Genomic DNA, 25,730 nt, shown 5'->3' on the forward strand with positions numbered 1-25,730 from the left:
ACAGGATCACAACAATCCTACAACCGCTGCACAGTCACCGAACCCGCGGCCCCTGCAGGCCCAGGTTGACCATCGACACCCGGACGACCGGCCTTGCCGCCATCGGCGCGATAAACAATGCAGCCTTTGGATTTGCCGCCCGCACCTGGCTTGCCACCGGGGCCCGCGAGACCACCCGCACCGCCGGCCACCTCGACCTTGATCTGCTCGACCGGATAATCGCGCGGCACTTCCAGCCTGACCAGCGCACCGGGCGCACCAGCCTGACCGTCGCTGCCATTACTGCCGTCCGCCCCGCGACCAGCCTGGCCCCAGGTGCACCCCGGTGCCTGGCCGTTGGCGCCATCAAGCCCGACGAACCCTGGCGCCCCCGCCCCACCACGGGCGTCCACCGCCAACTGCGGGGCATTCAACGCCTTGATCTGCAAGTTGAGGTTGCGCCCCGACCGGGCTGCCTTGAGGTAGGTACCCGGCGCACCGCGGGCCGTGATCTGGCTGCCCTCGGACAACTCGGCACGACTGACCTTCAGGTCGAGCGCCTGCTCGCTGGGCACAATGGCGATCCGCGCTTCGCGCCCCAAATGCAGTTCGCCCACCGTGACTTCGGTAACGTTCGAGGGAATCAGCAAGGTGCCGTAGTCGGCTACTTCCAGTCGTTCCAGGGACAACGTGCTCGCGGTGTTGGGCAAGCGCATCAGCGAGTTGGTTTCGACGCTCACTACCTGGGCGCAAGCCAGTGGACTGATAAATGCGGCGAGCAGACAGAGATTACGCATGGAAAGCCTTCGATACGGTCGGAGCCGGAATGGTTTGCAGGTGGTATACGCCGAAAAACACAATCTTCAGGCGATCACGCCACGGATGGGCGCGACCTTTGAGGCTGCGATTGCACAGCAGCACCTCCAGAAGATGCAGAACGGCCAGCAGGCCGCCGGTCGCGGGGACCAGCAAATTCAGCGGGAAGACGAACGGCATTAGCCAGTTGACTGCCACTACCGCCCAGAACAACAGGGTCAGCAGCTTCCATAGCCCCCAGAACACCTTCATACGCTCTCCCGATGAGAATTATTCTTTGCGCGCACAGTAACGGCTTCCGCGCGGGATAAGCCATAGGGCAATCGAATTTTCTTCATGATGGGCGCCGAATGGGCCGCCCGGACGCTGGTTGGCATCGGCGGACGGCTCTGTTTCGGGCATTAGCGGTTTATGTGCAGTTCCACGCGGCGGTTTTTCGCCCCCCCTTCGTCTGTATCGTTATCGGCGACAGGCTCACGCTCACCTCGCCCTTCACTGGTGAGTTTGTTCGGTGCCAGGCCCTGGCTCAGGAGATAATCGGCGACGCTGCTGGCGCGACGTTCCGAGAGCCCCTGGTTGTAGGCATCAGACCCTACGCTGTCGGTATGGCCGATGACCTTGATGCTGACCACGTCGGCGTTCTGCAGTTTACTCATCAGTGAATCCAGTTCGCTGCGGGCCGCTGGCGTCAGGTCGGACTTGTTGAAAGCGAACAGAACGTCATTGGCATCGCTCAGCGTCACCACTTCAGTCGAGGTCGGAGCAGGTTCGGCTGGTTTCACGCTGGCCGGGTACTGCGGCAGCGGGCAACCATGGTGTTCGACAGGGGTATTGGCAGGCGTATCCGGGCAACGATCACGGCGGTCGAATACACCGTCGTCATCTTCATCGCCATCCTGGGAGTAGCAGATCAGGCCACCGGTCAGGATGCCAAGCGCTGCGCCACCTCCCGCCCAGCCGGCACTTTCAATGGCGCCCAGGCCTCCGCCGACCAGGCCGCCGATAAGGCTGCAGATTGGCCAGGTACGTTGATTCAAGGGGGCAGTGCCATCGCTGTGGGTCGCGCAACCGGTCAGCAGGCTGCCAAGCAGCAGAACCGGTAGGACGGTCCTTGTGAGAACACTCATGTTGAAAGCTCCTGTGTTACCGGCCCATACCGGTTACACAGGAGTAAAGACCGGCATCCGCGACTGCACAAGCCGCGGAGTGCGAGGGGCATCAACGATTGATTTTGATTTCCGTGCGACGGTTCATCGCGCGGCCGTCTGCCGTTTTGTTATCGGCCACTGGCTGACTCTCGCCTGCACCGGTCACAGACACGAAGCTGCTACGCGGTACGCCACTGGAAATCAGGTACTCAACCACCGAATGTGCGCGTTTATCCGACAGTTTCTGGTTGTAGGCATCGCTGCCCACACTGTCGGTGTGACCGGTCACAGTCAGTTGTGCGCTGGAGGATTCCTGTTTCAGGCGAGTAGCAATCTTGTCGAGCACTTGTTTGTCGGAAGGAGTGAGCGTCGCCTTGTCGAACTGGAAGTGCACATCACGCACGACGATGACTTCTTCCTTGACGACTACCGCCTCTTCGACCACGGGTGCTGGCACCGGTGGCGGGCAACCGTCAGCATCGACCTGCACGCCTCTAGGCGTACCCGGGCACTTGTCGCGACTGTCCGGCACGCCATCACCGTCTTCGTCGCCATCACCGTGAACCCAGCAATAGGCCGCTGCCGTACCACCGATCAACAGCGCGCCATAGCCTGCCCACGCCGAGCTCTCGGTTGCACCAAGACCCGCACCGACGACACCACCGACCGCCGCACAGGTCGGCCAGTCGGTTTTCTGCAAACCTGCGCAACCAGTCAACACACTGGTTAGCAGAACCAAGGGTAATGCTGTCCGAACTATGCTCATCTAGTTTTCTCCTGAAGGATCGGCTTAGAACCGATTCAGGGAGTAAAGACCGGAGTTTTAATCTCCGCCAGCAATAGGCCAACGCTGATTTGCCTCGCGTTCTCCGTGGATCGATGCATTTGCCTCAATAGAGCGCTAGGCCCGGACCTTTGGGCAGGCTAGTCTTGGCGGACGCTGACTGAGGATCCTTGATGATTGCCGGTATTTCTTCGCGCACGCCGCAACAGGCGCTGGCCGCCTTGCTTGATCGATACGCCCCCGCACGCCTGCTATTGATAGGTGCCAGTGAGTTTCCCGCGCTCGAGGCCTTCAAGCTCGCGCACCCCGACAGCTGTGTGGCCCACGCCGCACCGGGTCTGTTGCCTGCGGAACTGGCGGCACGCCGGTTCGACCTGGCGCTGGTGGTCGATTGCCTGGAACACCTGCCCAAACGCGACGGTCTGAATTTGCTTGGAGGCATCCGCAATCTCAACGCCAGTCGTATCGCGGTGCTGGCTGACCTGCACGCCAGCGGCTGGCAGGAGACGGACTTTTTCTCCCTGGCCCTGCAAGCCAGCGAGCGGTTCCAGCGCGACGATCAGGTGGTGACGTTGTTCACCTATGATCTGCTTGACTACAAACAGGTACCCGACTGGCTCAACTCGAGGTTCTGGGCCAATCCGGAGAACTTCGGGAAATATTGGTGGTAACGCAATGAGTACATCGATTTGCCCTTGCGGCAGCGGCACCCTGCTGGATGCTTGCTGCGGTCATTATCACGCAGGCCACCTGGCCCCTTGCGCCGCGGCCTTGATGCGTTCGCGCTACAGCGCCTATGTGTTGGGCCTGATCGACTATCTGGTGGCCACCACCCTGCCCGCACAACGGGCTGGCCTGGATCGCCAGTCCATCAGCGACTGGAGCGCCAACAGCACCTGGCTGGGTCTTGAGGTTGAGAGCTCGGAAGTCTTTGGCGGGCAACCGGAACATGCTTTCGTGACCTTTACCGCGCGCTGGCATGACAGCACCGGGGAGCACAGCCATTGCGAGCGCTCCTCATTTGTGCAGAACGCCGGGCACTGGTATTTCATCGATCCGACCGTGCAACTCAAGGCCGGCCGCAACGATGCCTGCCCCTGTGCCAGCGGCCAGAAATTCAAGAAGTGCTGTGCGGGCTATTTCGGCAGCTGAGGCATGACCTGCATCACCTGCAGGCCCAAGGGAAAACCATCATGATCACCCGGCGCATCGTCCTCCACCTGCTGACCTTGAGCCTCGTTCTCGGGCTAGGCGGCTGTGCGTCCTGGTTCAGCAGCGACGAGCCGGAACCGCAACTGCATCTGGTGAAGGTGGAAGTGATCCGCGCCAAATTGCTGGAGCAGAAATTCCTCCTGCACTTTCGAGTGGACAACCCAAACGACAGCGACCTGACGGTACGCGGCCTCGAGTACCGTATTCATCTGGGTGACATGCTGCTGACCGAGGGTGAACACGAACACTGGTTTACCGTGGGGCCCAAGCGCAGCGCGTATTTCAAGGTGCCGATCCGCACGAATCTGTGGCCAAAAATCCGCGGGCTGGTGAAATTGCTGAAAAAACCCGGTCAGCCCATCCCGTACCGTCTGGAAGGAGAGATGGAAACGGGTTTATTCATCGCTCACTACGTGCACATAGCGCGCAATGGCGTGATAATCCCCGCCGATTTAATTCCGGAGTAAACCTGATGACCCAGCAACCCCATGTTCATGGCCCCGACTGCAATCACGATCATGATCAACACGATCACCATGATCACGACCATGGCCATGTCCACGGCCCGAATTGCGGCCACGCCCACCAGGAGCCGGTGCGCAACGCCTTGAAGGACGTCGGTCGTAACGACCCTTGCCCATGCGGCAATGGCAAAAAATTCAAGAAGTGCCACGGCGCCTGATCGGGTCGTTCACCGCTACCCTGTGGGGGCGAGCCTGCGCGCGATAGCGTCGAACCCGACGCACCGCGTCGCGGCGATCGCCAGCAAGCCGTCCCCTGCAGAATTTGCGCTGTCGCCACCACCATGGTGGATTCGCCGCGCCCCGTGAACGTCCTTAATCAGACAAATCCAGAAATAACCTGACACCCCGCTTGCGCGCCCCTCTCCTGCTCACTAACGTAGCGGCTTTATTGCGTTAATACCCCGCAGGAGCTTTGCCATGGCCTCGCCAGCCCTTACTCATTTTCTTCCCCGGTTCGGCGTTGCCGCAGCAGTGGCCGGTGTTCTGGGCCTGACCGGTTGTCAGACCCTGAACACTCAGGACACCCTCCCGCCCACCACCGGCGTGCAGCCGCTTAAAGGCCTGGCGCAGAACGTCTCGGTGCGGCGCAACGCCATGGGCATGCCGCTGATCGAAAGCAACAGCTTCCACGACGCGCTGTTCGCCCTCGGCTACGTGCATGCCAGCGATCGCATCACGCAAATGGTCACCCTGCGCCTGCTGGCTCAAGGCCGCCTGGCAGAAATGTCCGGCGCCGACTTGCTGGACGCCGACCGCTACATGCGCGCGGTCAACCTGAAGAAAAGTGCTGGTGAGCTGTACAAGGCGTCCTCCCCGCGGCTCAAGCGTTTTTTTGAAGTCTATGCCCGGGGCGTCAACGCCTACCTGTTCCGCTACCGCGACAAGTTGCCGGCAGACCTGATGGCAACCGGCTACAAGCCCGAATACTGGCAACCGGAAGATTCGGCGCTGATTTTCTGCCTGCTGAACTTCAGTCAGTCAGCCAACCTGCCGGAAGAAATTTCCTCGCTGATGCTGGCGCAGACCGTCAGCACCGACAAACTCCCCTGGCTGACGCCTTCGGCCCCCGACGAAAAACTGCCAGTGGCCGAGGCCGAGAAACTCCAGGGCATCAAGCTCAACGGGCAGATTCCGGGGCTGGTCGACATCAGCAAAGCCGCCAGTCAATTGTCCGACCTGAATTTGCTTGGCGCCACGTCCTCCAATAACTGGGCAATCGCACCGCAGCGCAGCCGCACCGGTAAAAGCCTGCTGGCCAGCGACAGCCATGGCCCGCTCGGCGTGCCATCGCTGTTCAGCTATGTGCAGATTCGCGCGCCGAAATACCAGGCTTCGGGCGTGACCATCGCCGGCCTGCCGCTGGTGCTGGGTGGCTTCAACGGCAAAGTGGCGTGGAGCATGACCACGGTCATGGGCGACAACCAGGACCTGTTCCTGGAAAAAATCAAGCGCCAGGGTAACGGCCTGACTTACGAGGCGGGCGGCAAATGGCAGCCGGTCATGGTTCGTAACGAGACCTACTTCGTCAAAGGCCAGCGGCCGACTCGCGAGGCGGTGTATGAAACCCGCCATGGCCCCCTGCTCAACAGTGCCAAGGGAACCGCCCTGGCCAACGGTTTTGGCCTGGCACTGCAGGCGCCGAGCTTCACCGACGACAAGACCCTGGACGCGTTTTTTGACTTGTCCCGGGCGCAGAATGTCGAGAAGGCCTCAGATGCCAGTCGTGAAATCCGCGCGATTGCGCTGAATCTGGTGTTCGCCGATGCGAGCAACATCGGCTGGCAGGTCACCGGGCGTTATCCGAACCGGCGCGAAGGCGAAGGCCTGTTGCCCTCGCCGGGCTGGGAAGGTCGCTACGACTGGGACGGTTACGCCGACCCGATGCTGCACCCATACGATCAAGACCCCGCCCAGGGCTGGCTCGGCACCGCCAACCAGCGGGTCATCCCCCATGGTTATGGCATGCAGCTGTCCAACTCCTGGTCCGCACCGGAGCGCGGCGAACGCATGGCTGAACTCGCCGGCACCGGCAAGCACGACACGCGCAGCGTGATCGCCATGCAATACGACCAGACCACCACCTTCGCCCCCAAGCTGAAGAAAATGTTCACGGCGCCGGGAATGGCCCAGCCGCTCAAGCAAGCCATCGAAGCGTTGCCGACGGCCGACGCGGTCAAGGCTCGCGAGGCCTATGCCCGCCTGATGGCGTTCGACGGCAAGCTCAGCCCGACTTCCGCCGATGCAGCCATCTACCAGCTGTTCCTGCAAGAAAGCACGCGGCAGATCTTCCTCGATGAGTTGGGGCCGCAAGACAGTGCTGCGTGGAAAACCTTCATCGCCAACGGCAAGCTTTCCTACGCCGCCCAGGCCGATCACCTGCTGGGACGCGAGGACAGCCCATTCTGGGATGACACGCGCACGCCGCAAAAAGAGGACAAGGCAGTGATCCTGGCCCGCAGCCTGGCAGCTGCAATCACCGCGGGCGACCGCTTGTTGGGCGCCGATCACAAGGCCTGGCAATGGGGCAAGCTGCACCGCTACGAATGGAAGAACGCCAGCGGCCAGACCGTCCGCGGTCCGCTTGCAGCCGGTGGTGATCACACCACGTTGAATACCGCCGCGTTTGCCTGGGGCGAAGATTTCAACACTACCCTGGCACCGTCCATGCGTCTCATCGTCGACTTCGGCCAAGCCGAGCCGTTGATGGGCCAGAACGCCACCGGACAATCAGGCAACCCGGCCAGCCCTAATTACCTCAACAGCATCGATCCGTGGCTGAAGGGGCAATACATGAGCCTGCCGATGCAGCCGCAAAACTTCGACAAGGTGTATGGCAAAGCCCGACTGACACTGACTCCCGGGAAGTAGTCTTCCCCAGTTGATCATGCCCTGTGGGAGTAAGCTTTGCTCCCACAGGGCATGATGTGTCACCGACACAAATCGATAGAACTTCTGACCTCACGCCGTCCTCATAGCTAACAAGTCCCCCTGCCTGGTCATCCACATGGACCTTGTTATCGCTCGCCCCGAGGGCCTGTACTGCCCCGCCGGGGATTTCTATATAGACCCCTGGCGTCCAGTCGAGCGCTCGGTCATTACCCATGCCCATGGCGACCACGCTCGCACCGGCAATCAACATTACCTGGCTGCGGCCCCTGGCGAAGGGATCCTGCGATCACGCCTGGGCCAGGACATCAACCTGCAAACCCTGGCGTATGGCGAACGGCTGCTGCACCACGGCGTAACCTTGAGCTTTCACCCGGCCGGGCATGTGCTCGGCTCGGCCCAGGTGCGCCTGGAATACGGTGGCGAAGTCTGGGTGGCCTCAGGGGATTACAAGATCGAACCCGATGGCACCTGCGCGCCTTTTGAACCAGTGCGCTGCCATACCTTCATCACCGAATCGACGTTCGGCCTGCCGATCTATCGCTGGCAACCCCAGGCCGAGATATTCGCCGAAATCAATCAGTGGTGGCAGGCCAACGCTGCCGTGGATAAAACCAGCGTGCTGTTCTGCTACTCCTTCGGCAAGGCCCAGCGCATTCTGCATGGCATCGACGCGAGCCTCGGTCCGATCCTGACCCACGGCGCGGTGGAGCCGCTGAATCGGGTCTACCGCGAAAGCGGCGTGTACATTCCGCCGACGATTTACGCCGGCGATGTAAAAAAAAGCGATCCGGTCATGCGCAAGGCCCTGGTGATCGCCCCGCCTTCAGCCGGTGGCAGCACCTGGATGCGTCGATTCGGTGACTACAGCGACGGCTTCGCCAGCGGATGGATGCGCCTGCGCGGGACCCGGCGCCGGCGCGGCGTCGATCGCGGTTTTATCCTGTCCGACCACGCTGACTGGCCGGGCCTGCTTTGGGCCATTGGGCAGACCGGTGCCGAACGGGTCATGGTGACTCACGGCTCGGTCGCCGTCCTCGTCCGCCATTTGCGCGAGCAAGGCCTTGATGCCCAGGGCTTCAGCACTGAATACGGTGACGACGAAGAGGAAGCGACAAGCGCCGAGGCGCAAAGCCCAGAGGTCCCCGCATGAAAGCCTTCGCCGAACTCTATGCCGAACTCGATGCAACGACCTCCAGCAACGCCAAGCTGGCGGCCATGCAAAACTACTTCGCCCAGGCAGCGCCGCAGGATGCGGCGTGGGCGGTGTATTTCCTGTCTGGCGGGCGACCCCGGCAACTGGTCCCGGTACGCGTCCTGCGCGAGTTGGCAGTTGCATACTCCGGTCTGTCGCCCTGGCTGTTCGAGGAGAGTTACCAGGCGGTGGGTGACCTGGCGGAAACCATTTCGCTGGTACTGCCCGAATCCAGCCACAGCTCCGATGCTGGCCTTGCGGTCTGGATCGAGGAAAAGCTGCTACCTCTGCGCGGGGAACCCCCCCAAGCGCTTGCCCTGGCCCTGCCTGCCCTCTGGTCGCAACTTGACCGCTCCAGCCTGATGTTATGCATCAAGCTGATTACCAGCAGTTTTCGCGTAGGCGTTTCCAAACTGCTGGTGACACGCGCCCTGGCATCCATGGCGGGGCTGGACAGCAAGCGGGTGGCCCAGCGCCTGGTGGGATACACCGACCTGTCCAACCGCCCGAGCGCCGCCAGTTACCTGAAGCTGATCGCGCCGGAATCAACCGACGAACATGCGCAGCGCGGCGGGCAGCCCTATCCGTTTTTCCTGGCCCATGCGCTGTCGCAACCGGTGGACCATTTTGAAGCCCTGCTTGGCCCTGCCAGCCAGTGGCAAATCGAATGGAAGTGGGATGGTATTCGTGCACAGGTGGTGAAACGCGAGGGCCGGCTGTGGATCTGGTCTCGCGGCGAAGAACTGGTGACCGAGCGTTTTCCGGAACTGGAGAGCCTGGTGCACGGCCTGCCCGACGGCACGGTGATCGACGGTGAAATCGTTGCCTGGAAAGCCGCGCCAGCCGGGACCGAGGATGCCTTCGACCCGCAAGCGCCCTCGGCACCCTCGGTCCAGCCTTTCGCTTTGCTGCAACAGCGCATCGGCCGCAAGACCCTCGGCAAGAAAATCCTCGACGAAGTTCCGGTGGTGGTACTTGCCTACGACTTGCTGGAATGGAATGGCGAAGATTGGCGCAACCAGCCTCAGGCCCGGCGGCGGACCCAGCTGGAGCAGGTTCTCGCCGACTGCAACAACCCGGTTTTGCTGGAATCGCCGGTACTCACCGGCGAAGACTGGCTGGACCTCGCACGCCAGCGCGAAGCTTCGCGCAGCCTCGGCGTCGAGGGCATGATGCTCAAGGCGCGGGACTCGCTGTATGGCGTCGGCCGGACCAAGGACATGGGCGTGTGGTGGAAGTGGAAAGTTGACCCTTACAGCGTCGATGCAGTGCTGATCTACGCCCAGCGCGGCCACGGTCGGCGCGCCAGCCTGTACAGCGATTACACCTTCGCGGTGTGGGACGGCCCGGCGAATTCAACCGAACGCACGCTGGTGCCTTTCGCCAAGGCGTACTCCGGCTTGACCGACGAAGAAATGCGCCAGGTCGACAGCATCGTACGCAAGACCACAGTGGAGAAATTCGGCCCGGTCAGCAGCGTGAAACCGAGCCTGGTGTTCGAACTGGGCTTTGAGGGCATCGCCCTGTCCAAGCGCCACAAGAGCGGGATCGCGGTGCGGTTTCCTCGGATGCTGCGCTGGCGTCGGGACAAGTCAGTGGATGAGGCGGACAACCTGGCCACGTTGCAGGACCTGCTGGGCTGAGATGAACCAATCTGGTGCGCGCACACGGTGATGCCCGCTTGCGTGCACAAACGCCTGCGCACCGTTCCTCACCGCACCTTTTAAAACGCTTGTTCGGGACTATGGTTCAGAAATTGCTACCTTATTCAGGTCTTACGCTATCCAGTAACAAATTTTACGCGCCACAAGCGCTCAAATTGGTTTTTAGGGATTGAATAATGAAAAAAGCATTGCTGACCCTTTCTGCACTGGCGTTGTGCATGGCTGCCGGCTCCGCGGTGGCAAAGGAATACAAGGAATTGCGTTTTGGCGTTGACCCTTCCTACGCACCGTTCGAGTCGAAAGCGGCTGACGGCAACCTCGTGGGCTTCGACATCGATCTGGGTAACGCGATTTGCGCCGAGTTGAAGGTCAAGTGCAAGTGGGTCGAAAGTGATTTTGACGGCATGATTCCAGGCCTCAAGGCCAACAAATTCGACGGCGTGATTTCGTCGATGACCGTGACCCCGGCCCGTGAAAAGGTGATCGACTTCTCCAGCGAGCTGTTCTCCGGCCCAACCGCCTACGTATTCAAGCAAGGCTCGGGCCTGAGCGAAGACGTCGCGTCGCTCAAAGGCAAAACCATTGGCTACGAGCAAGGCACTATCCAGGAAGCCTACGCCAAGGCCGTGCTGGACAAGGCTGGCGTTAAAACCCAGGCTTACCAGAATCAGGACCAGGTGTATTCCGACCTGACTTCCGGCCGTCTCGACGGCGCCATCCAGGACATGCTTCAAGCCGAACTGGGCTTCCTGAAGTCGCCAAAAGGCGCAGGCTACGAAATCAGCAAGCCGGTCGACAGCGAATTGCTGCCAGCCAAAACAGCGGTGGGCATTAAGAAAGGTAACACCGAGCTGAAAGCACTTTTGGATAAAGGTATCAAAGCGTTACACGACGATGGCACCTACGCCACCATCCAGAAGAAACACTTCGGCGATCTGAATCTGTACAGCGGCAAATAATGCCCGGCGCCCATCTCTGGATGGGCGCTTTTTTTATCCGATCAGGTTGCTGATTTATGTTCGAAAACCTCCTGCAAAATCTGGGGCTCTCAGCCTTCAGCCTCCAGGGCTTTGGCCCGTTGTTGCTGGAAGGCACCTGGATGACCATCAAATTATCGGCATTGTCGCTGCTGGTGGCCGTGTTGCTCGGCCTGCTCGGCGCCACGGCCAAGCTATCGAAAGTCAAAATGCTGCGGGTGCCGGCGCAGGTCTACACCACGCTGATCCGCGGGGTGCCGGACCTGGTGCTGATGCTGCTGATTTTCTACAGCCTGCAGACCTGGCTGACATCGTTTACCGATTTCATGGAATGGGAATATATCGAGATCAACCCGTTCAGTGCCGGGGTCATTACCCTGGGCTTCATTTATGGCGCCTACTTCACCGAGACCTTCCGTGGCGCGATCCTCGCAGTGCCCCGGGGCCAGGTCGAAGCCGCCACCGCCTACGGGCTCAATCGCGGCCAACGCTTTCGTATCGTGGTGTTCCCGCAAATGATGCGCTTTGCCCTGCCAGGCATCGGCAACAACTGGATGGTAATGCTCAAGGCCACCGCACTGGTGTCGATCATCGGCCTCGCCGACCTGGTCAAGGCCGCACAGGACGCCGGTAAGAGTACCTACCAACTGTTCTATTTCCTGGTGCTGGCGGCACTGATCTACCTGCTGATTACCAGCGCCTCCAACTTCGTCCTGCGCTGGCTCGAACGCCGCTACGCCGCCGGCTCGCGGGAGGCCGTACGATGATCGAACTCCTGCAGGAATACTGGAAACCCTTCCTTTATACCGACGGCTATAACATCACAGGCCTGGCAATGACCCTGTGGTTGCTCAGCGCATCGATCTTCATCGGCTTCCTGGTGTCGATCCCGCTATCGATTGCCCGGGTCTCGCCCAAGGTCTACGTGCGCTGGCCGGTGCAGTTCTACACCTACCTGTTTCGCGGGACGCCGCTCTATATCCAGTTGCTGATTTGCTACACCGGCATCTACAGCCTGGCGGCGGTGCGTGATCAACCGGTGCTGGACGCGTTCTTTCGCGATGCCATGAACTGCACGATCCTGGCGTTTGCCCTGAACACCTGCGCCTACACCACGGAGATTTTCGCCGGGGCCATTCGCAGCATGAATCACGGCGAAGTCGAAGCGGCCAAAGCCTACGGCCTGACGGGCTGGAAGCTGTATGCCTACGTGATCATGCCTTCGGCCCTGCGCCGCTCGTTGCCCTATTACAGCAACGAAGTGATCCTGATGCTGCACTCGACCACCGTGGCGTTTACCGCAACTATCCCGGATGTCCTGAAAGTCGCGCGGGATGCCAACTCGGCGACCTTCCTGACCTTTCAGTCGTTCGGCATCGCCGCCCTGATCTACCTGACCGTTACCTTTGCATTGGTCGGCCTGTTCCGCCTCGCCGAACGCCGATGGCTGGCCTTCCTCGGGCCGACCCACTAGGACTTTGCACCATGCGCCACCAGATCCATGACTTGCTGGCCCCGCTACCGGGGACCGCACGGCAGATTCACAGCTTTCACTTCGGCCCCTCGTCGGCCAGCGGCAAGATCTACATCCAGGCATCCCTGCACGCCGATGAAATGCCCGGCATGCTGGTGGCCTGGCATCTCAAGCAGCGCCTCAGGGAGCTGGAAGCCGCCGGCCGCCTGCGCAGCGAAATCGTACTGGTACCCGTGGCCAATCCGATTGGCCTCGAACAGGTTCTGATGGATGTCCCCCTCGGGCGCTACGAGCTGGAAAGCGGACAGAATTTCAACCGCTGGTTCGTCGACCTGAGTGAAGAAGTCGGCAACGACATCGAAGGGCAACTGGGCGACGATCCACAACGCAACCTGCAGGTGATCCGCAGCAGCCTGCGCCAGGCCCTGGCGCGGCACACGGCGACGACCCAGTTGCAATCCCAACGCCTGACCCTGCAAAGGCTGGCCTGTGATGCCGACCTGGTGCTGGACCTGCATTGCGATTTCGAAGCCGTTGCGCACCTTTACACCACCCCCGAGGCCTGGCCTCAGGTGGAGCCACTGGCCCGCTACATCGGCGCCGAAGCCAGCCTCCTGGCCACCGATTCCGGCGGCCAATCGTTTGACGAATGCTTCACGCTACTCTGGTGGCAGTTGAAAGAGCGCTTCGGCGAGCACTTCGACATCCCCTTGGGCAGTTTCTCGGTCACCGTCGAATTGCGCGGCCAGGGTGACGTCAATCACCCCCTGGCCAGTCTCGACTGCCAGGCAATGCTCGACTACCTGATCCACTTCGGCGCCATCGTCGGCACGCCGGGGCCATTGCCCGAATTGCCCTACCCCGCGACACCACTGGCCGCGGTGGAGCCCGTAACGACGCCGGTTGGCGGCTTGCTGGTGTTCGCGGCGCTGCCTGGGGAATACCTGGAAGCCGGGCAACTGGTGGCTGAAATCATTGATCCGGTGCTTGACCAGGTCACCCCGGTCCATTGCGCCACCGCAGGGCTGATGTACGCCCGGTCACTGCGACGCATGGCCACGGCTGGCATGGTGATCGCCCACGTTGCGGGCACTGAAGCCTATCGCAGCGGCTACCTACTTTCGCCTTGAGGATGCATTGCCCCATGTACAAACTGACCATTGAAGGCCTGCACAAAAGCTATGGCGATCATGAAGTGCTCAAGGGTGTTTCGCTCAAGGCAAAAACCGGCGACGTCATCAGCCTGATCGGCGCCAGCGGCTCGGGCAAAAGTACCTTTCTGCGCTGCATCAACTTTCTCGAACAGCCCAACGACGGTGCGATGAGCCTCGACGGCCAGAGTATCCGCATGATCAAGGATCGCCACGGCATGCATGTGGCCGATCCCGATGAACTGCAAAAGATTCGCACACGCCTGGCGATGGTGTTCCAGCACTTCAATCTGTGGAGCCACATGACGGTGCTGGAGAACATCACGATGGCACCACGCCGGGTGCTGGGCTGCGACAAAAAGGAAGCCGAGGACCGCGCCCGCCGTTATCTGGACAAGGTGGGCCTGGCGGCGCGGGTGGCAGATCAGTACCCGGCCTTTCTCTCGGGCGGTCAGCAGCAACGCGTCGCCATTGCCCGCGCGCTGGCGATGGAGCCGGAGGTGATGTTGTTTGACGAGCCGACTTCAGCCCTGGACCCGGAATTGGTCGGCGAAGTGCTGAAAGTGATCCAGGGCCTGGCCGAAGAGGGCCGCACGATGATCATGGTGACCCACGAAATGAGTTTTGCGCGCAAGGTGTCGAATCAGGTGCTGTTTCTGCACCAGGGTCTGGTCGAGGAGGAAGGCGCGCCCGAGGATGTATTGGGCAATCCGCGCAGCGAGAGGTTGAAGCAGTTCCTGAGCGGAAACCTGAAATAACGGGAGCTCGATTGGCCCCCAGATCATTTCTGCGGGGGCGCCTGCGTAGGAGCTGTCGAGTGAAACGAGGCTGCGATCTTTTGAACTAGTTCAGCAAACGCCAGCTCGAAAGATCGCAGCCTCGTTTCACTCGACAGCTCCTACAGGGCAAAGCAGCCGGCATGGGATCCTCTCCAGACTTTGCAAAAAAATGGTTCAGCGCTCGCGGCTGGAAGCCGTTCGCTTTTCAAAAGCAGGTCTGGACCGCCGTCAAGCAAGGCCAGTCGGGACTGCTGCACGCCAGTACCGGCGCCGGCAAAACCTACGCCGTCTGGTTTGGCGCACTCAACCGCTACGCCAGCACCCTCTCCCCGGTCGAAACCCCGCGCAAGCGCAAACCTGTAGCCGAACCCTTGACCGTCCTGTGGATTACCCCGATGCGCGCATTGGCGGCGGACACCGCGCGAGCATTGGAGGGGCCTCTGCAGGACCTGCAGATACCCTGGAGCGTCGGCCTGCGAACCGGTGACACCAGCAGCAGCGAACGGGCCAGGCAAAGCAGGCGCCTGCCCACCACGCTGATCACCACCCCGGAAAGCCTCACTCTGCTGCTGGCCCGGGCCGACGCGCAAAGCGCCTTGTCGACCTTGCGCATGATTGTGGTGGATGAATGGCACGAATTGCTCGGTAACAAGCGCGGAGTGCAGTTGCAACTGGCCCTCGCCCGCCTGCGCCGCTGGCAACCCGACCTGGTGGTCTGGGGCGTGTCCGCCACCTTGGGTAATCAGGCCCACGCCGAGCAAGTGCTGATCCCCCATGGCGACGGCATTAGCGTGCAGGGCCAGAGCGGCAAAGACCTGCGAGTCGATTCACTGCGCCCTCGCGCCATCGAACGCTTTCCCTGGGCCGGGCACATTGGCCTGAAAATGCTGCCGCAGGTGGTCGCCGAACTCGAGTCCAGCCCCAGCACCCTGGTGTTCACCAATACCCGCGCGCAATCGGAAATCTGGTATCAGGCGCTGCTGGAGGCTCGGCCGGACTGGGCCGGGATCATTGCGCTGCATCACAGTTCACTGTCGCGCGATACCCGGGACTGGGTTGAACGGGCCCTCAAGGATGGGCAGCTCAAAGCCGTGGTCTGCACCTCCAGTCTCGACCTGGGGGTGGATTTCCTGCCGGTGGAACGGGTGCTGCAAATCGGCTCGGCCAAAGGCGTCGCGCGGCTGATGCAGCGGGCAGGCCGCTCCGGCCACGCACCGGGGCGAGTGTCAAGAGTGACACTGGTTCCGACTCACAGCCTTGAATTGATCGAGGCGATTGCGGCGCAGGACGCCGTAGCGCAGCGGCGCATCGAGCCTCGGGAATCGCCGCACAAGCCGCTGGATGTACTGGTGCAACACCTGGTCAGCATGGCGTTGGGAGGTGGTTTCATACCCGAGGAATTGTACGAAGAAGTACGCGGTGCCTGGGCCTATCGCGACCTCAGCCCGGCGGACTGGGTGTGGGCGCTGGCTTTCGTACGTCACGGCGGGCTGTCTCTGACGGCCTATCCGGATTATCGCCGGGTCGAACCGGATGAGCATGGCGTGTGGCGGGTACCCGACGCGCGCTTGGCGCGACGCCATCGCATGAGCATTGGCACCATCGTCAGCGATGCGAGCATCCAGCTGAAGTTCTGGAGCAAGGGCGGTGGCGGCAAGCAACTGGGCAGTGTCGAAGAGGGATTCATAGCCCGGCTCAAGCCCGGCGACGGCTTCCTGTTCGCCGGGCGCTTGCTGGAGCTGGTGCGGGTGGAAAACATGACCGCCTACGTCAAGCGCAGCACGGCGAAAAAAGCCGCGGTGCCGCGCTGGAATGGCGGACGCATGCCGCTCTCCAATGAACTGGCCACGGCGGTGGTTGCGCGTTTCAGCGCAGCCGCGTCAGGCGAGTTCATCGGGCCGGAAATGAAAGCGTTGCGCCCCTTGCTGGAAGTGCAGCAACAATGGTCCGGGCTGCCAACGGATAAAAGCCTGCTGGCCGAAGCCCTGAAATCCCGCGAGGGCTGGCACCTGTTTCTCTACCCATTTGCTGGACGCCAGGTGCACCTGGGCCTGGCCAGCCTGCTGGCGTGGCGGGTCAGTCAGCGCCTGGCGGTTACGTTCTCCATTGCGGTGAATGATTACGGGCTGGAGTTGCTGAGCGCCACCCATGTGGACTGGTCTGAGCATCTCGACCCGGCGCTGCTCAGTCCTGAGCGCTTGATGGCTGATGTGCTTGCCAGCCTGAATGCGGGCGAGCTGGCCTTGCGCCGTTTTCGCGAGATTGCGCGCATCGCCGGCCTGGTGTTTGCCGGTTATCCCGGCGCGCCGAAAAGTACCCGGCAGGTACAGGCCTCCAGCGGCCTGTTTTTCGAAGTCTTCAAGCAATACGATGCTGACAACCTGCTCCTGGCCCAGGCAGGGGAAGAAGTGTTGCGCGAGGAACTGGATATACGGCGCCTGGAAGAGACACTTGAACGAATCGGCCGACTCAGGCTCGACCTGCACCCGATCAAACGTCCTACACCGCTGGCCTTCCCACTGCTGGTGGAGCGCATGCGCGAAAGCATGAGCTCGGAAAAACTTGCCGACCGCATCCGCCGCATGGTCAGCGACCTGGAAACGACTGCAGAGAAAGGGAAAGCCTGATGAGTACACCCTACCCCGTCCGGCTCGCGGGTGAAGAGCTGTGGCTGCTACCGGAAAAAGCCATCTACTGGCCAGCGCAACAGGCATTGCTGGTGGCCGATGTGCACTTTGGCAAGGCTGCCGCGTATCGGCGCCTGGGTCAGCCCGTGCCTCAGGGCACTACCACGCAGAACATCCGTGTGCTGGACGCGCTGCTGGCCCGACTGGCGTGTCGGCAACTCATTTTCCTGGGTGACTTCCTGCACGGCCCTGGCTCCCACGCACCGGCTACTTTGAGCGCACTGGCGCAGTGGCGTGCGCGGCACATCGACCTGCCGATGACATTGATCCGCGGCAATCACGACAAGCGCGCCGGCGACCCGCCAACCTCACTGAACATTCGCGTAGTGCCGGAGCCAATGCTGCTCGGGCCCTTTGCGCTGCAACATGAGCCTGACCCGCACCCCGACCGGCACGTGCTGGCCGGTCACGTCCATCCGGTGTATCGGCTTCAGGGTCGCGGGCGACAAAGCTTGCGCCTGGCGTGCTTCAGGCTTGCAGAGGCTGTCAGCCTGCTACCTGCCTTCGGCGCATTTACCGGCGGGTACCAGGTCGAGCGGGATGACAGTTGCAGATTGTTCGTGATTGGCGACAACGAGATATGGCCGGTGTAGGAGCTCTCGCTCCCACACGGCAATGGCCGGTGTAGGAGCTCTCGCTCCCACACGGCAATGGCCGGCGCATCATGCAACAGGCGCTGGAGGCGGCTCATCCGGCAAGGTGGGCTCGCCAGGTTCGGTCGGTTGTTCGTTGGGGGTATCAGGATCAGGCTGGCCGGGGATGCCCCCGGCCATGCTGAGTGGCGGGTGCGCCAGCAGTGACCAGGCCAAAACGCCAACCTGATTGGGCTCAAGCCTTGCCAGTTCGGCACTTATTTGCGGATCGATCTTCATAGAGCACTCCTGAGCAGTGGCCCGGTTCACTGTGCGCGAACCGGGCAGTACACCCAATAGAGTGTCTTCCCGCCGAAGAATTCCCACGACCCGTCAGATGGATGACTCAGGTGCGCGGCAGGGTAACGCCGCGCTGGCCCTGATACTTGCCGCCACGGTCCTTGTAGGACACTTCGCACTCTTCGTCGGATTCGAAGAAAAGCATCTGTGCGACACCTTCATTGGCGTAGATTTTTGCCGGCAGCGTGGTGGTGTTGGAGAATTCCAGGGTCACATGGCCTTCCCACTCCGGCTCGAGCGGCGTCACGTTGACGATGATGCCGCAACGGGCGTAGGTGCTTTTACCCAGGCATATGGTCAGCACGTTGCGCGGTATGCGGAAAAATTCCACGGTGCGGGCCAGTGCGAACGAATTGGGCGGAATGATGCAGACATCGCTCTGGACGTCGACAAAGCTCTTCTCATCGAAGTTTTTCGGATCGACGGTTGCCGAGTTGATGTTGGTGAACACTTTGAATTCATCGGCGCAGCGCACGTCGTAGCCGTAGCTCGACACACCGTAGGAAATCAGGCGCTCGGCACCTTCACCGCGCATCTGGCGCTCAACGAAGGGCTCGATCATGCCGTGCTCTTGCGCCATGCGGCGAATCCACTTGTCCGATTTGATGCTCATGGCGGGTGTCCTGAATAGCGAGGTGGAGAAAATCTGTCCGGCATCTTACCGGGGGCGGGTCGCCGGTTCAAAGAGCGCAATAAAATTCTCCCGCGCGCGCCCCCCGAATTTCCGGGCCCTCACTGTATTTTGATGCACCGTCAGTCACGAAATAAGAGAAACCTTCGCAAGAAGCATTGGCACATTCCGGAAAAAGGGTTAAGGTGGCGCCACTGTGCTGCTTGTGTCACTGAGAATCTCTACACGATATGTTGAATTTCGATCCAACCATCTACAAGAATTTTTCCTGCTCTTTGCACTCAGTCTCGGCCAGGGTTCTTCCTGCGTCGCAGTTATCTTTGTTCAAGGAGTTACACCATGTCTAATCGCCAAACCGGTACCGTTAAGTGGTTCAACGATGAAAAAGGCTTCGGCTTCATCACTCCACAATCCGGTGACGACCTGTTCGTTCACTTCAAAGCTATCCAATCCGACGGCTTCAAAAGCCTGAAAGAAGGCCAACAGGTCTCTTTCATCGCTACCCGCGGTCAGAAAGGCATGCAAGCTGAAGAAGTTCAAGTTATCTAACTTGTACTTGCTTTAGTAAAAAGCCCCGCCCTCAAAAGCGGGGCTTTTTTGTGCCTGTGTGTTTTTGCCAGGCAAAAAAGATCGTCCGAAGGCTCGGGCCGCGATCGGACGATCTTTTGATCTTGAGCTTAAGCGCTTATTACCAGGCCACACCGAACCCAGCGGTATAACGGGTCTTCTCCAAATCAGCATCATCAGTACCACTGATGACATCTCGCTCAGCCTTCAGGTTAAGCGAAGCCCAATCGGTTACCTTGTAACGCAACCCCACTTCGGTATCCAGCGCGTAATCCGCAACGCCTGACAATGGCTTGCCCACCTCGCCGTTGGTGAAGAACTCGACCTTCTTGCCAATCAGGTAGCGGTTGTAGTCCCACTTCATGGCCAGGGAATAGAAGTTTTCCTTGCCACCGTCCGCGTACTCATAATCCGTGCGGTTGACCAGTGATCCCAGCGAGAACGCGCCCAGCTCGTCATCCCAGAACTGATAACCAGGACCGGTACCGACGGTGCGCTGACGGGACAGGTCTTCGACCTTGTCGCGCTTATAGACGGCGCGACCTTGCCAGAACCATTTCTCGGTGAGGAACCGATCGAGGGAGTACTCACCGCGCCAGTTATCCGTGGTGACCACGTCGTCCTGGAATTCGCGGTTGTATTCGCCCTCCGCCGTATGCCGCCACTTGCCATGACGCGCACTGGTCTTGAAGTCGATATCGTAGTCATCGGTGTCTTTCTCGGCCCGCTGGTAGTCCAGCGCCATGTCGACATTGCCCTTCCATACCAGGTCCTCAACCACCGGCTTGGGCTTGAGGATCTGCTGGATACTGGCAAGCTCCACGGTCTTCGGCGCATCGCCATTGGCCAGCGTCACCTTGCCATCGTCTGCCGCATGCAGTGACTTGGCCTTTTCCCCGGTGTAAGCATCCTGCTTGACCAGTAACTCCTGATCGCTTTCCAGCGTCTTGACCTGTTTCCAGTCGATCGGGATCGCGCCGGCGTACTCGGTCTGGATCAACAGCTTGCCGCCGTCAAACAGGGTGATCTTGCCACTCAGCTTGTCACCGTTCTTCAACCAGACGGTGTCGGCGAGCAAGGGTGTGGAAGCACTTAGTACAGCGAGGCACAGCAGGGATCTGGACACCATAAGCAAATACAGGCTCAAGTTTGCGAAAAAAAGTCGGCATTATCCTTACGAATAAGACCCTAGCAAGCACTGACACGACTATTTCTATTGAGTTCATTTCTCAATTGGCCATTCTCGACTTACTCTGGTGACCGTAAATACCGCGACCCGCAGGAATTGCGCACGTGACAGACCCGCTCAATGAAAACGACAGCGCTGCGCAAACCCGACGCACGGCGCTCTACATGACGCTGGCGCAGGTGCCGCCGGGCAAGGTCGTCAGTTACGGGCAGCTTGCCGAGCTGGCAGGACTGGGGCGCGCCGCTCGTTATGTCGGCCGAACCCTTAGCCAGCTTCCCGATGACAGCAAATTACCGTGGCACCGGGTACTCGGCGCGGGCGGGCGCCTGAGCCTGCCAGCAGGCAGCGCTTGCGGGGATGAACAGCGCGCGCGATTGCGCGAGGAAGGCGTCAGCATCCTGAATAATCGTGTTGATATTCAGCGCCATGGCTGGCGCCCGGTAGAGCACAGCGGTTAGAGTGCGCGCTTTGTTTCCGTAATCTTGAGGCAGACTCCAGCCCATGCCCCGTAAAACCTGGCGCGCCGCGCTCGCCGCCTATGCCAGCCCTTCAACGCTCGTGCTGTTGCTGCTGGGTTTCGCCGCCGGCCTGCCGTACATGCTGGTGTTTTCAACACTTTCGGTCTGGCTGCGCGAAGCCGGTGTGGCTCGCGAAACCATTGGCTATGCAAGCCTGATCGGTTTGGCCTATGCCTTTAAATGGGTGTGGTCGCCGCTGCTCGACCAATGGCGCCTGCCATTGCTCGGCAAGCTGGGGCGTCGACGTTCCTGGCTGGTCCTTTCCCAGGCACTGGTCATTCTCGGCCTGATCGGGATGGGTTTCTGCGACCCGCAAAAACACCTGTCCTGGTTGATCGCGATCGCCGTGGTCGTGGCCTTCGCTTCGGCGACACAAGACATCGCGGTCGACGCCTATCGCCTGGAAATTGCCGACGACAGCCGCCAGGCTGCCCTCGCCGCCAGTTACATGTCCGGTTACCGTATTGCCGCATTACTGGCCACGGCCGGCGCACTGTTCTTCGCCGAAGGCTTTGGCTCGACAGGCTTCAACTACCAGCATTCAGCCTGGGCAGGCACCTACATCCTGTTCGGCGCCCTGATGATCCCGGCGTTGCTGACCTCCTTCTTCATGCGTGAACCGCCGGTGCCCCTGCGCACGCAACTGCAGGCCGGGCGGTACTCCTTCGCGCATCAACTGGCTTCCGTGTTCGTACTGATCGTGTTGCTGGTGTCTGTGCCTGCCATGTTCACCCAGCTGTACAACACCGATTTCGCCAGCGTGCTGTTCGAAGGCCACAGCGTGCTCGACCTGCTGCTGGAAGACCGCGCGTTCCTGCGGGCCATTCTCTATACCACGCTGACCTTCATGTGCCTGTCGGCCATGGGTCGCCGCGGCCTGGCACCGGTGCTGACTCCGGTCAACGACTTCATCCTGCGCTACCGCTGGCAGGCGCTGCTGCTGCTGGGCCTGATCGCCACCTATCGAATGTCCGATACGGTCATGGGTGTGATGGCCAACGTGTTCTACATCGACCAGGGTTTTACCAAGGATCAGATCGCCAGCGTCAGCAAGATCTTCGGCCTGATCATGACGCTGGTGGGCGCCGGCATGGGCGGGTTGCTGATCGTGCGCTTCGGTATCCTGCCAATCCTGCTGATCGGCGGCATTGCTTCAGCCGGCACCAACCTGCTGTTCCTGATGCTCGCGGACATGGGCGCCAACCTGAACATGCTGATTGTCACCATTTCCCTGGACAACTTCAGTTCCGGGCTGGCGACTTCGGCGTTCGTCGCCTACCTGTCGAGCCTGACCAACCTCAAGTTCTCCGCCACCCAGTACGCCCTGCTGAGCTCGATCATGCTCCTGCTGCCACGCCTGATTGGCGGCTACTCAGGGGTCATGGTGGAGAAATTCGGTTACCACAACTTCTTCCTGATCACCGCGTTGCTGGGCGTCCCGACCCTGCTCCTGATCATGCTGCACTGGTATCAGGAAAGCCGCCGCGCAGGGCCGACACCGGAACCGATTCCTGCACCTGCGGCCGAAGAACCCCTTTAGCTGGAAAGCGCGCAGGAGCGGGGTAATTCCCGCCCTGCCGCGACACCACCGACCGCACGCCTGTACGCCAGCAGATCTCGCCCGTACAATGCTCCGTCATTTCTCGTCATCAGCAACCGACAACGGCCAACCATGCGCACCAGTCAATTTTTGCTCGCCACACAGAAAGAAACGCCTTCCGACGCGGTCGTGATCAGCCATCAGCTGATGCTGCGCGCCGGCATGATCCGCAAACTCGCCTCGGGCCTGTACACCTGGCTGCCCATGGGCTTGCGAGTGATGCGCAAGGTTGAAGCGATCGTTCGCGAAGAAATGAACGCCGCCGGCTCTCTCGAAGTGTTGATGCCGAGCACGCAACCGGCTGAGCTGTGGCAGGAATCCGGGCGCTGGGAAGAATACGGCCCTGAATTGCTGCGCTTCAAGGATCGCCATGGTCGTGATTTCTGCGCCGGCCCGACCCACGAAGAGGTCATCACCGACCTGATGCGCAGCGAGTTGAGCAGCTACAAGCAGCTGCCGATCAACCTGTATCAGATCCAGACCAAATTCCGTGACGAGATCCGTCCACGCTTCGGCTTGATGCGCGGTCGCGAATTCATCATGAAGGACGCCTACTCGTTCCACGCGGACCAGGCTTCGCTGCAGGTCACTTACGACCGCATGCATCAGGCCTACTGCAACGTGTTCACCCGTCTGGGCCTGAAATTCCGCCCTGTGGAAGCCGACAACGGCTCCATCGGTGGTGCCGGCTCCCACGAGTTCCACGTACTGGCCGAATCCGGCGAAGACGATATCGCCTTCAGCAACGGTTCCGACTACGCCGCGAACATCGAAAAAGCCGAAGCCGTGCCCCGGGAAACCTCCCGCCCGGCGCCAACTGAAGAGCTGCGCCTGGTCGACACCCCGGACACCAAGACAATTGCCGCCCTGGTGGAAAAATTCAATCTGCCGATTGAGAAGACCATCAAAACCCTGATCGTGCGCGCCGAGGAAGAAGGCAAGCTGATCGCCCTGGTCATTCGTGGCGACCACGAACTCAACGAGATCAAGGCTGCCCAGCAACCTGGCGTGGCGAGCCCGTTGGTCATGGCTACCGACTCCGAACTGCGCGACGCCATTGGCGCCGGCGCTGGTTCGCTGGGCCCGCTGAACCTGCCGCTGCCTATCATCATCGACCGCTCGGTGGAGCTGATGAGCGACTTCGGCATTGGCGCCAACATCGACGACAAGCACTACTTCGGCGTGAACTGGGAACGCGACCTGCCGGTTCCGACCGTTGCCGACCTGCGTAATGCAGTGACCGGCGACCCAAGCCCGGACGGCAAAGGCACCCTGGAAATCAAGCGCGGCATCGAAGTCGGGCACATCTTTCAGCTGGGCAACAAGTACAGCAAAGCGATGAAGTGCGAAGTGCTGGGCGAGAACGGCAAGCCGGTCACCCTGGAAATGGGCTGCTACGGCATCGGCGTGTCCCGCGTGGTGGCTGCGGCCATCGAACAGAACAACGACGCCAACGGGATCATCTGGAGTGACACACTCGCTCCATTCCAGATCGCGCTGGTACCGCTGCGCTACGATAACGAACAGGTCCGCGAAGCCACCGACAAGCTGTACGCAGAATTGACGGCGGCCGGTTTCGAAGTGTTGCTGGACGACCGCGACAAGAAAACCAGCCCGGGCATCAAGTTTGCCGACATGGAGCTGATCGGCATTCCTCACCGGATCGTGGTCAGCGACCGCGGCCTCGCCGATGGCAACCTGGAATACAAGAGCCGCACCGAACCTGAAGCACAGGCATTGCCGGTCGCTGACGTGCTGCCCTTCCTCCAGGCCCGTATCCGCCGCTGACACCAGATAGAGAAGTCATGTTCAAGCGAAACACCTTAGGCCTCGGTGGTGCCGCCCTGTGCGGCACCCTGCTGGTCAGCGGTTGTGCCAATCAAATGTCACAACGCAGCGAGCACGAGGAACGTGTCGAGCGCAAATTGCTCGATCACAGCCTGCAGGTCGATGTCGGCGAGCCCAAGGTGCTTGAGCTGCCGCAACGCCGGGTGAAAATCCACGAGCAGAAGACCTTCGAAGTCACCGAGTTCGAGGTCACTCGCCATTACGACCGCTACACGCCCTACCAACCCTGGCGAGAGGCTTACGAAATTCCGCTGGGCGCCGTGGCTGTGGTGGCCGGCGTCGGCGCGAACGTGGTCAATGTGTTCGCCCTGGGCAATCTGCCGGACAGCGTGACTAAGGACTGGCTGAGCTACGGTTTCGCCGGGCTCAATCCGTTCATGAACGTGCAATCCCATGGTCGCGCTCAGCAGAACCTGGCGGGTATCGACGAAGTCCAGCTCGACAAGCGCACCGAGTACTCGAGCCTGCCATGGAGCGAGCGCCCGGTGCAGGTCAAGGCCGGCAAGGAGACGTTCGAGCTGACTACCGACAAGAATGGCGTGCTACGCCTGAACCTGCTGGACAGCCCGTTCGCTGAACATGACATCAATCATCTGACCCGCTTGCTGATCAGCGTCGCGGACGGCCAGGACGAGGTACACGTCAATACGTCCCTGGCCGTCAGCAGTTCACTGCGCGGCAAACTGCTCGAAGCTCACGGACTGATCTACGACGACCTGGAAGATGACGAAGTAAGCCAGTGGGTGCACCGGGTCAAGCGCCTGTCGGAGCTGGGGCTGGAGGAAGAAGCCACTGAACTGGAACAGAGCCTGATCGAACTGACTCGCAATGATCCGGAGCTACAGACCGAATTCCTCAAGTCCTTGACCAAGGATGCCGGGCGGCTGGTGGCGGATCCGGGGCCGAATTCGAATTAAAGTCTCTTCAAAGATCGCAGCCTTCGGCAGCTCCTACCAGGGCGGCGCGCTTCCTGTAGGAGCTGCCGAAGGCTGCGATCTTTTGACTTTGAAAAACTACCGCTCAAACAACTCCATCTGCTCAAACCCACCCCGCATATCCTCAAGCCGCTCCCCGAATTGCTGGAGACGCTGGCCGGGCGCATGGCGCGGATCGACAGCAGCTCTCGGCCGGGCAAGCCGTTCGTCAAAGTGAAATTCCACGATTTCACC

At 60.8% G+C, this 25,730-nt stretch carries 26 protein-coding genes and 1 pseudogene; 20 read left to right on the top strand and 7 right to left on the bottom strand.

The annotated features are described in order from the left end of the window. Positions 1-17 precede the first annotated feature (17 nt). The 4 genes from IMW75_RS15425 to IMW75_RS15440 all read right to left on the bottom strand — a co-directional run bounded on the left by IMW75_RS15425 (position 18) and on the right by IMW75_RS15440 (position 2,709). Positions 18-776 carry a collagen-like triple helix repeat-containing protein gene (locus IMW75_RS15425; protein ID WP_045061076.1) on the bottom strand — a complete coding sequence of 253 codons (759 nt, stop codon included), beginning with the start codon at positions 774-776 and terminating at the stop codon, positions 18-20. Beyond that, positions 769-1,047: a DUF1145 domain-containing protein gene (locus IMW75_RS15430; protein ID WP_205893113.1), complete on the bottom strand. Its 279-nt coding sequence runs from the start codon at positions 1,045-1,047 to the stop codon at positions 769-771. Before IMW75_RS15430 ends, IMW75_RS15425 begins: the two co-directional genes overlap by 8 nt. A 149-nt stretch (positions 1,048-1,196) precedes the next feature. Continuing rightward, entirely contained in the window at positions 1,197-1,922 is a 726-nt protein-coding gene (locus tag IMW75_RS15435) for a PA1041 family peptidoglycan-binding anchor lipoprotein (RefSeq protein ID WP_205893114.1), read from the bottom strand. A 91-nt stretch (positions 1,923-2,013) separates the two neighbouring features. Then, positions 2,014-2,709, bottom strand: a complete 696-nt coding sequence (locus tag IMW75_RS15440; protein WP_205893115.1) for a PA1041 family peptidoglycan-binding anchor lipoprotein — start codon at positions 2,707-2,709, stop codon at positions 2,014-2,016. Between the two features lie 191 nt (positions 2,710-2,900). On the opposite strand from IMW75_RS15440, the gene IMW75_RS15445 reads away from it, so the two are divergent. From IMW75_RS15445 to pdeM, 14 genes are all read left to right on the top strand, one after another. Continuing rightward, positions 2,901-3,398 carry a DUF6231 family protein gene (locus tag IMW75_RS15445; RefSeq protein ID WP_045061080.1) on the top strand — a complete coding sequence of 166 codons (498 nt, stop codon included), beginning with the start codon at positions 2,901-2,903 and terminating at the stop codon, positions 3,396-3,398. A 4-nt stretch (positions 3,399-3,402) separates the two neighbouring features. Beyond that, positions 3,403-3,879: a YchJ family protein gene (locus IMW75_RS15450; protein ID WP_205893116.1), complete on the top strand. Its 477-nt coding sequence runs from the start codon at positions 3,403-3,405 to the stop codon at positions 3,877-3,879. A 41-nt stretch (positions 3,880-3,920) separates the two neighbouring features. Then, on the top strand, positions 3,921-4,406 hold the full coding sequence (locus IMW75_RS15455; RefSeq protein WP_045061082.1) for an LEA/WHy family protein: 486 nt from the start codon (positions 3,921-3,923) through the stop codon (positions 4,404-4,406). A 5-nt stretch (positions 4,407-4,411) separates the two neighbouring features. Beyond that, complete coding sequence (locus tag IMW75_RS15460; RefSeq protein ID WP_122837732.1) at positions 4,412-4,621, top strand: SEC-C metal-binding domain-containing protein; 210 nt, start codon at positions 4,412-4,414, stop codon at positions 4,619-4,621. Positions 4,622-4,880: 259 nt separating this feature from the next. Next, positions 4,881-7,331 (top strand): penicillin acylase family protein, encoded by a 2,451-nt coding sequence (locus IMW75_RS15465; protein ID WP_205893117.1) that lies wholly within the window; start codon positions 4,881-4,883, stop codon positions 7,329-7,331. A 136-nt stretch (positions 7,332-7,467) separates the two neighbouring features. Next, complete coding sequence (locus IMW75_RS15470; RefSeq protein ID WP_045061085.1) at positions 7,468-8,502, top strand: ligase-associated DNA damage response exonuclease; 1,035 nt, start codon at positions 7,468-7,470, stop codon at positions 8,500-8,502. Then, the gene (locus IMW75_RS15475; protein WP_205893118.1) at positions 8,499-10,187 is read left to right on the top strand and encodes an ATP-dependent DNA ligase; all 1,689 of its coding nucleotides are present in this window, start codon (positions 8,499-8,501) and stop codon (positions 10,185-10,187) included. Before IMW75_RS15470 ends, IMW75_RS15475 begins: the two co-directional genes overlap by 4 nt. A 197-nt stretch (positions 10,188-10,384) precedes the next feature. Then, complete coding sequence (locus tag IMW75_RS15480) at positions 10,385-11,167, top strand: transporter substrate-binding domain-containing protein (protein ID WP_045061087.1); 783 nt, start codon at positions 10,385-10,387, stop codon at positions 11,165-11,167. 56 nt (positions 11,168-11,223) lie between these two features. After that, complete coding sequence (locus IMW75_RS15485; RefSeq protein ID WP_045061088.1) at positions 11,224-11,952, top strand: ABC transporter permease; 729 nt, start codon at positions 11,224-11,226, stop codon at positions 11,950-11,952. Beyond that, the gene (locus tag IMW75_RS15490; protein WP_045061089.1) at positions 11,949-12,659 is read left to right on the top strand and encodes an ABC transporter permease; all 711 of its coding nucleotides are present in this window, start codon (positions 11,949-11,951) and stop codon (positions 12,657-12,659) included. The genes IMW75_RS15485 and IMW75_RS15490 overlap by 4 nt, the downstream gene beginning before the upstream one ends. An 11-nt stretch (positions 12,660-12,670) precedes the next feature. After that, positions 12,671-13,789 (top strand): succinylglutamate desuccinylase/aspartoacylase family protein, encoded by a 1,119-nt coding sequence (locus IMW75_RS15495; protein ID WP_205893119.1) that lies wholly within the window; start codon positions 12,671-12,673, stop codon positions 13,787-13,789. Between the two features lie 14 nt (positions 13,790-13,803). Beyond that, entirely contained in the window at positions 13,804-14,568 is a 765-nt protein-coding gene (locus IMW75_RS15500) for an ABC transporter ATP-binding protein (protein ID WP_205893120.1), read from the top strand. Between the two features lie 161 nt (positions 14,569-14,729). Further along, positions 14,730-17,216 carry a ligase-associated DNA damage response DEXH box helicase gene (locus IMW75_RS15505; RefSeq protein WP_205893121.1) on the top strand — a complete coding sequence of 829 codons (2,487 nt, stop codon included), beginning with the start codon at positions 14,730-14,732 and terminating at the stop codon, positions 17,214-17,216. Then, positions 17,216-17,869, top strand: a complete 654-nt coding sequence (gene pdeM / locus IMW75_RS15510) for a ligase-associated DNA damage response endonuclease PdeM (RefSeq protein ID WP_045061093.1) — start codon at positions 17,216-17,218, stop codon at positions 17,867-17,869. The genes IMW75_RS15505 and pdeM overlap by 1 nt, the downstream gene beginning before the upstream one ends. 69 nt (positions 17,870-17,938) lie before the next feature. On the opposite strand, the gene IMW75_RS15515 is transcribed toward pdeM, so the two are convergent. Together IMW75_RS15515 and dcd are read right to left on the bottom strand one after the other, a co-directional pair. Then, a complete protein-coding gene (locus tag IMW75_RS15515; protein WP_045061094.1) occupies positions 17,939-18,148 on the bottom strand; it encodes a hypothetical protein in 210 nt (69 codons plus the stop codon). 106 nt (positions 18,149-18,254) lie between these two features. Continuing rightward, positions 18,255-18,821, bottom strand: coding sequence for a dCTP deaminase (gene dcd, locus IMW75_RS15520; protein ID WP_045061095.1), 567 nt, complete (start codon positions 18,819-18,821; stop codon positions 18,255-18,257). A gap of 357 nt (positions 18,822-19,178) precedes the next feature. Between dcd and IMW75_RS15525 the strand changes: the two genes are divergently transcribed. Then, on the top strand, positions 19,179-19,388 hold the full coding sequence (locus IMW75_RS15525) for a cold-shock protein (protein ID WP_002554837.1): 210 nt from the start codon (positions 19,179-19,181) through the stop codon (positions 19,386-19,388). Positions 19,389-19,527: 139 nt separating this feature from the next. Here the strand turns inward: IMW75_RS15525 and IMW75_RS15530 are convergent, their stop codons facing one another. Then, positions 19,528-20,535, bottom strand: a complete 1,008-nt coding sequence (locus IMW75_RS15530) for a DUF481 domain-containing protein (RefSeq protein WP_045061096.1) — start codon at positions 20,533-20,535, stop codon at positions 19,528-19,530. A 224-nt stretch (positions 20,536-20,759) separates the two neighbouring features. Here IMW75_RS15530 and IMW75_RS15535 point away from each other — a divergent pair, with 224 nt between their 5' ends. From IMW75_RS15535 to IMW75_RS27385, 5 genes and pseudogenes are all read left to right on the top strand, one after another. Further along, positions 20,760-21,053: an MGMT family protein gene (locus tag IMW75_RS15535; protein ID WP_205893123.1), complete on the top strand. Its 294-nt coding sequence runs from the start codon at positions 20,760-20,762 to the stop codon at positions 21,051-21,053. Between the two features lie 43 nt (positions 21,054-21,096). Continuing rightward, positions 21,097-22,653: an AmpG family muropeptide MFS transporter gene (locus tag IMW75_RS15540; protein WP_045061098.1), complete on the top strand. Its 1,557-nt coding sequence runs from the start codon at positions 21,097-21,099 to the stop codon at positions 22,651-22,653. 132 nt (positions 22,654-22,785) lie between these two features. After that, positions 22,786-24,501, top strand: a complete 1,716-nt coding sequence (locus IMW75_RS15545; RefSeq protein ID WP_045061099.1) for a proline--tRNA ligase — start codon at positions 22,786-22,788, stop codon at positions 24,499-24,501. Positions 24,502-24,518: 17 nt separating this feature from the next. Then, positions 24,519-25,478: a hypothetical protein gene (locus tag IMW75_RS15550; protein ID WP_045061100.1), complete on the top strand. Its 960-nt coding sequence runs from the start codon at positions 24,519-24,521 to the stop codon at positions 25,476-25,478. A 141-nt stretch (positions 25,479-25,619) separates the two neighbouring features. Further along, positions 25,620-25,730, top strand: a pseudogene (locus IMW75_RS27385) (DNA polymerase IV); the annotation flags it as partial.

Source organism: Pseudomonas gregormendelii, assembly GCF_017114825.1.
GTDB classification, from domain to species: domain Bacteria; phylum Pseudomonadota; class Gammaproteobacteria; order Pseudomonadales; family Pseudomonadaceae; genus Aquipseudomonas; species Aquipseudomonas gregormendelii.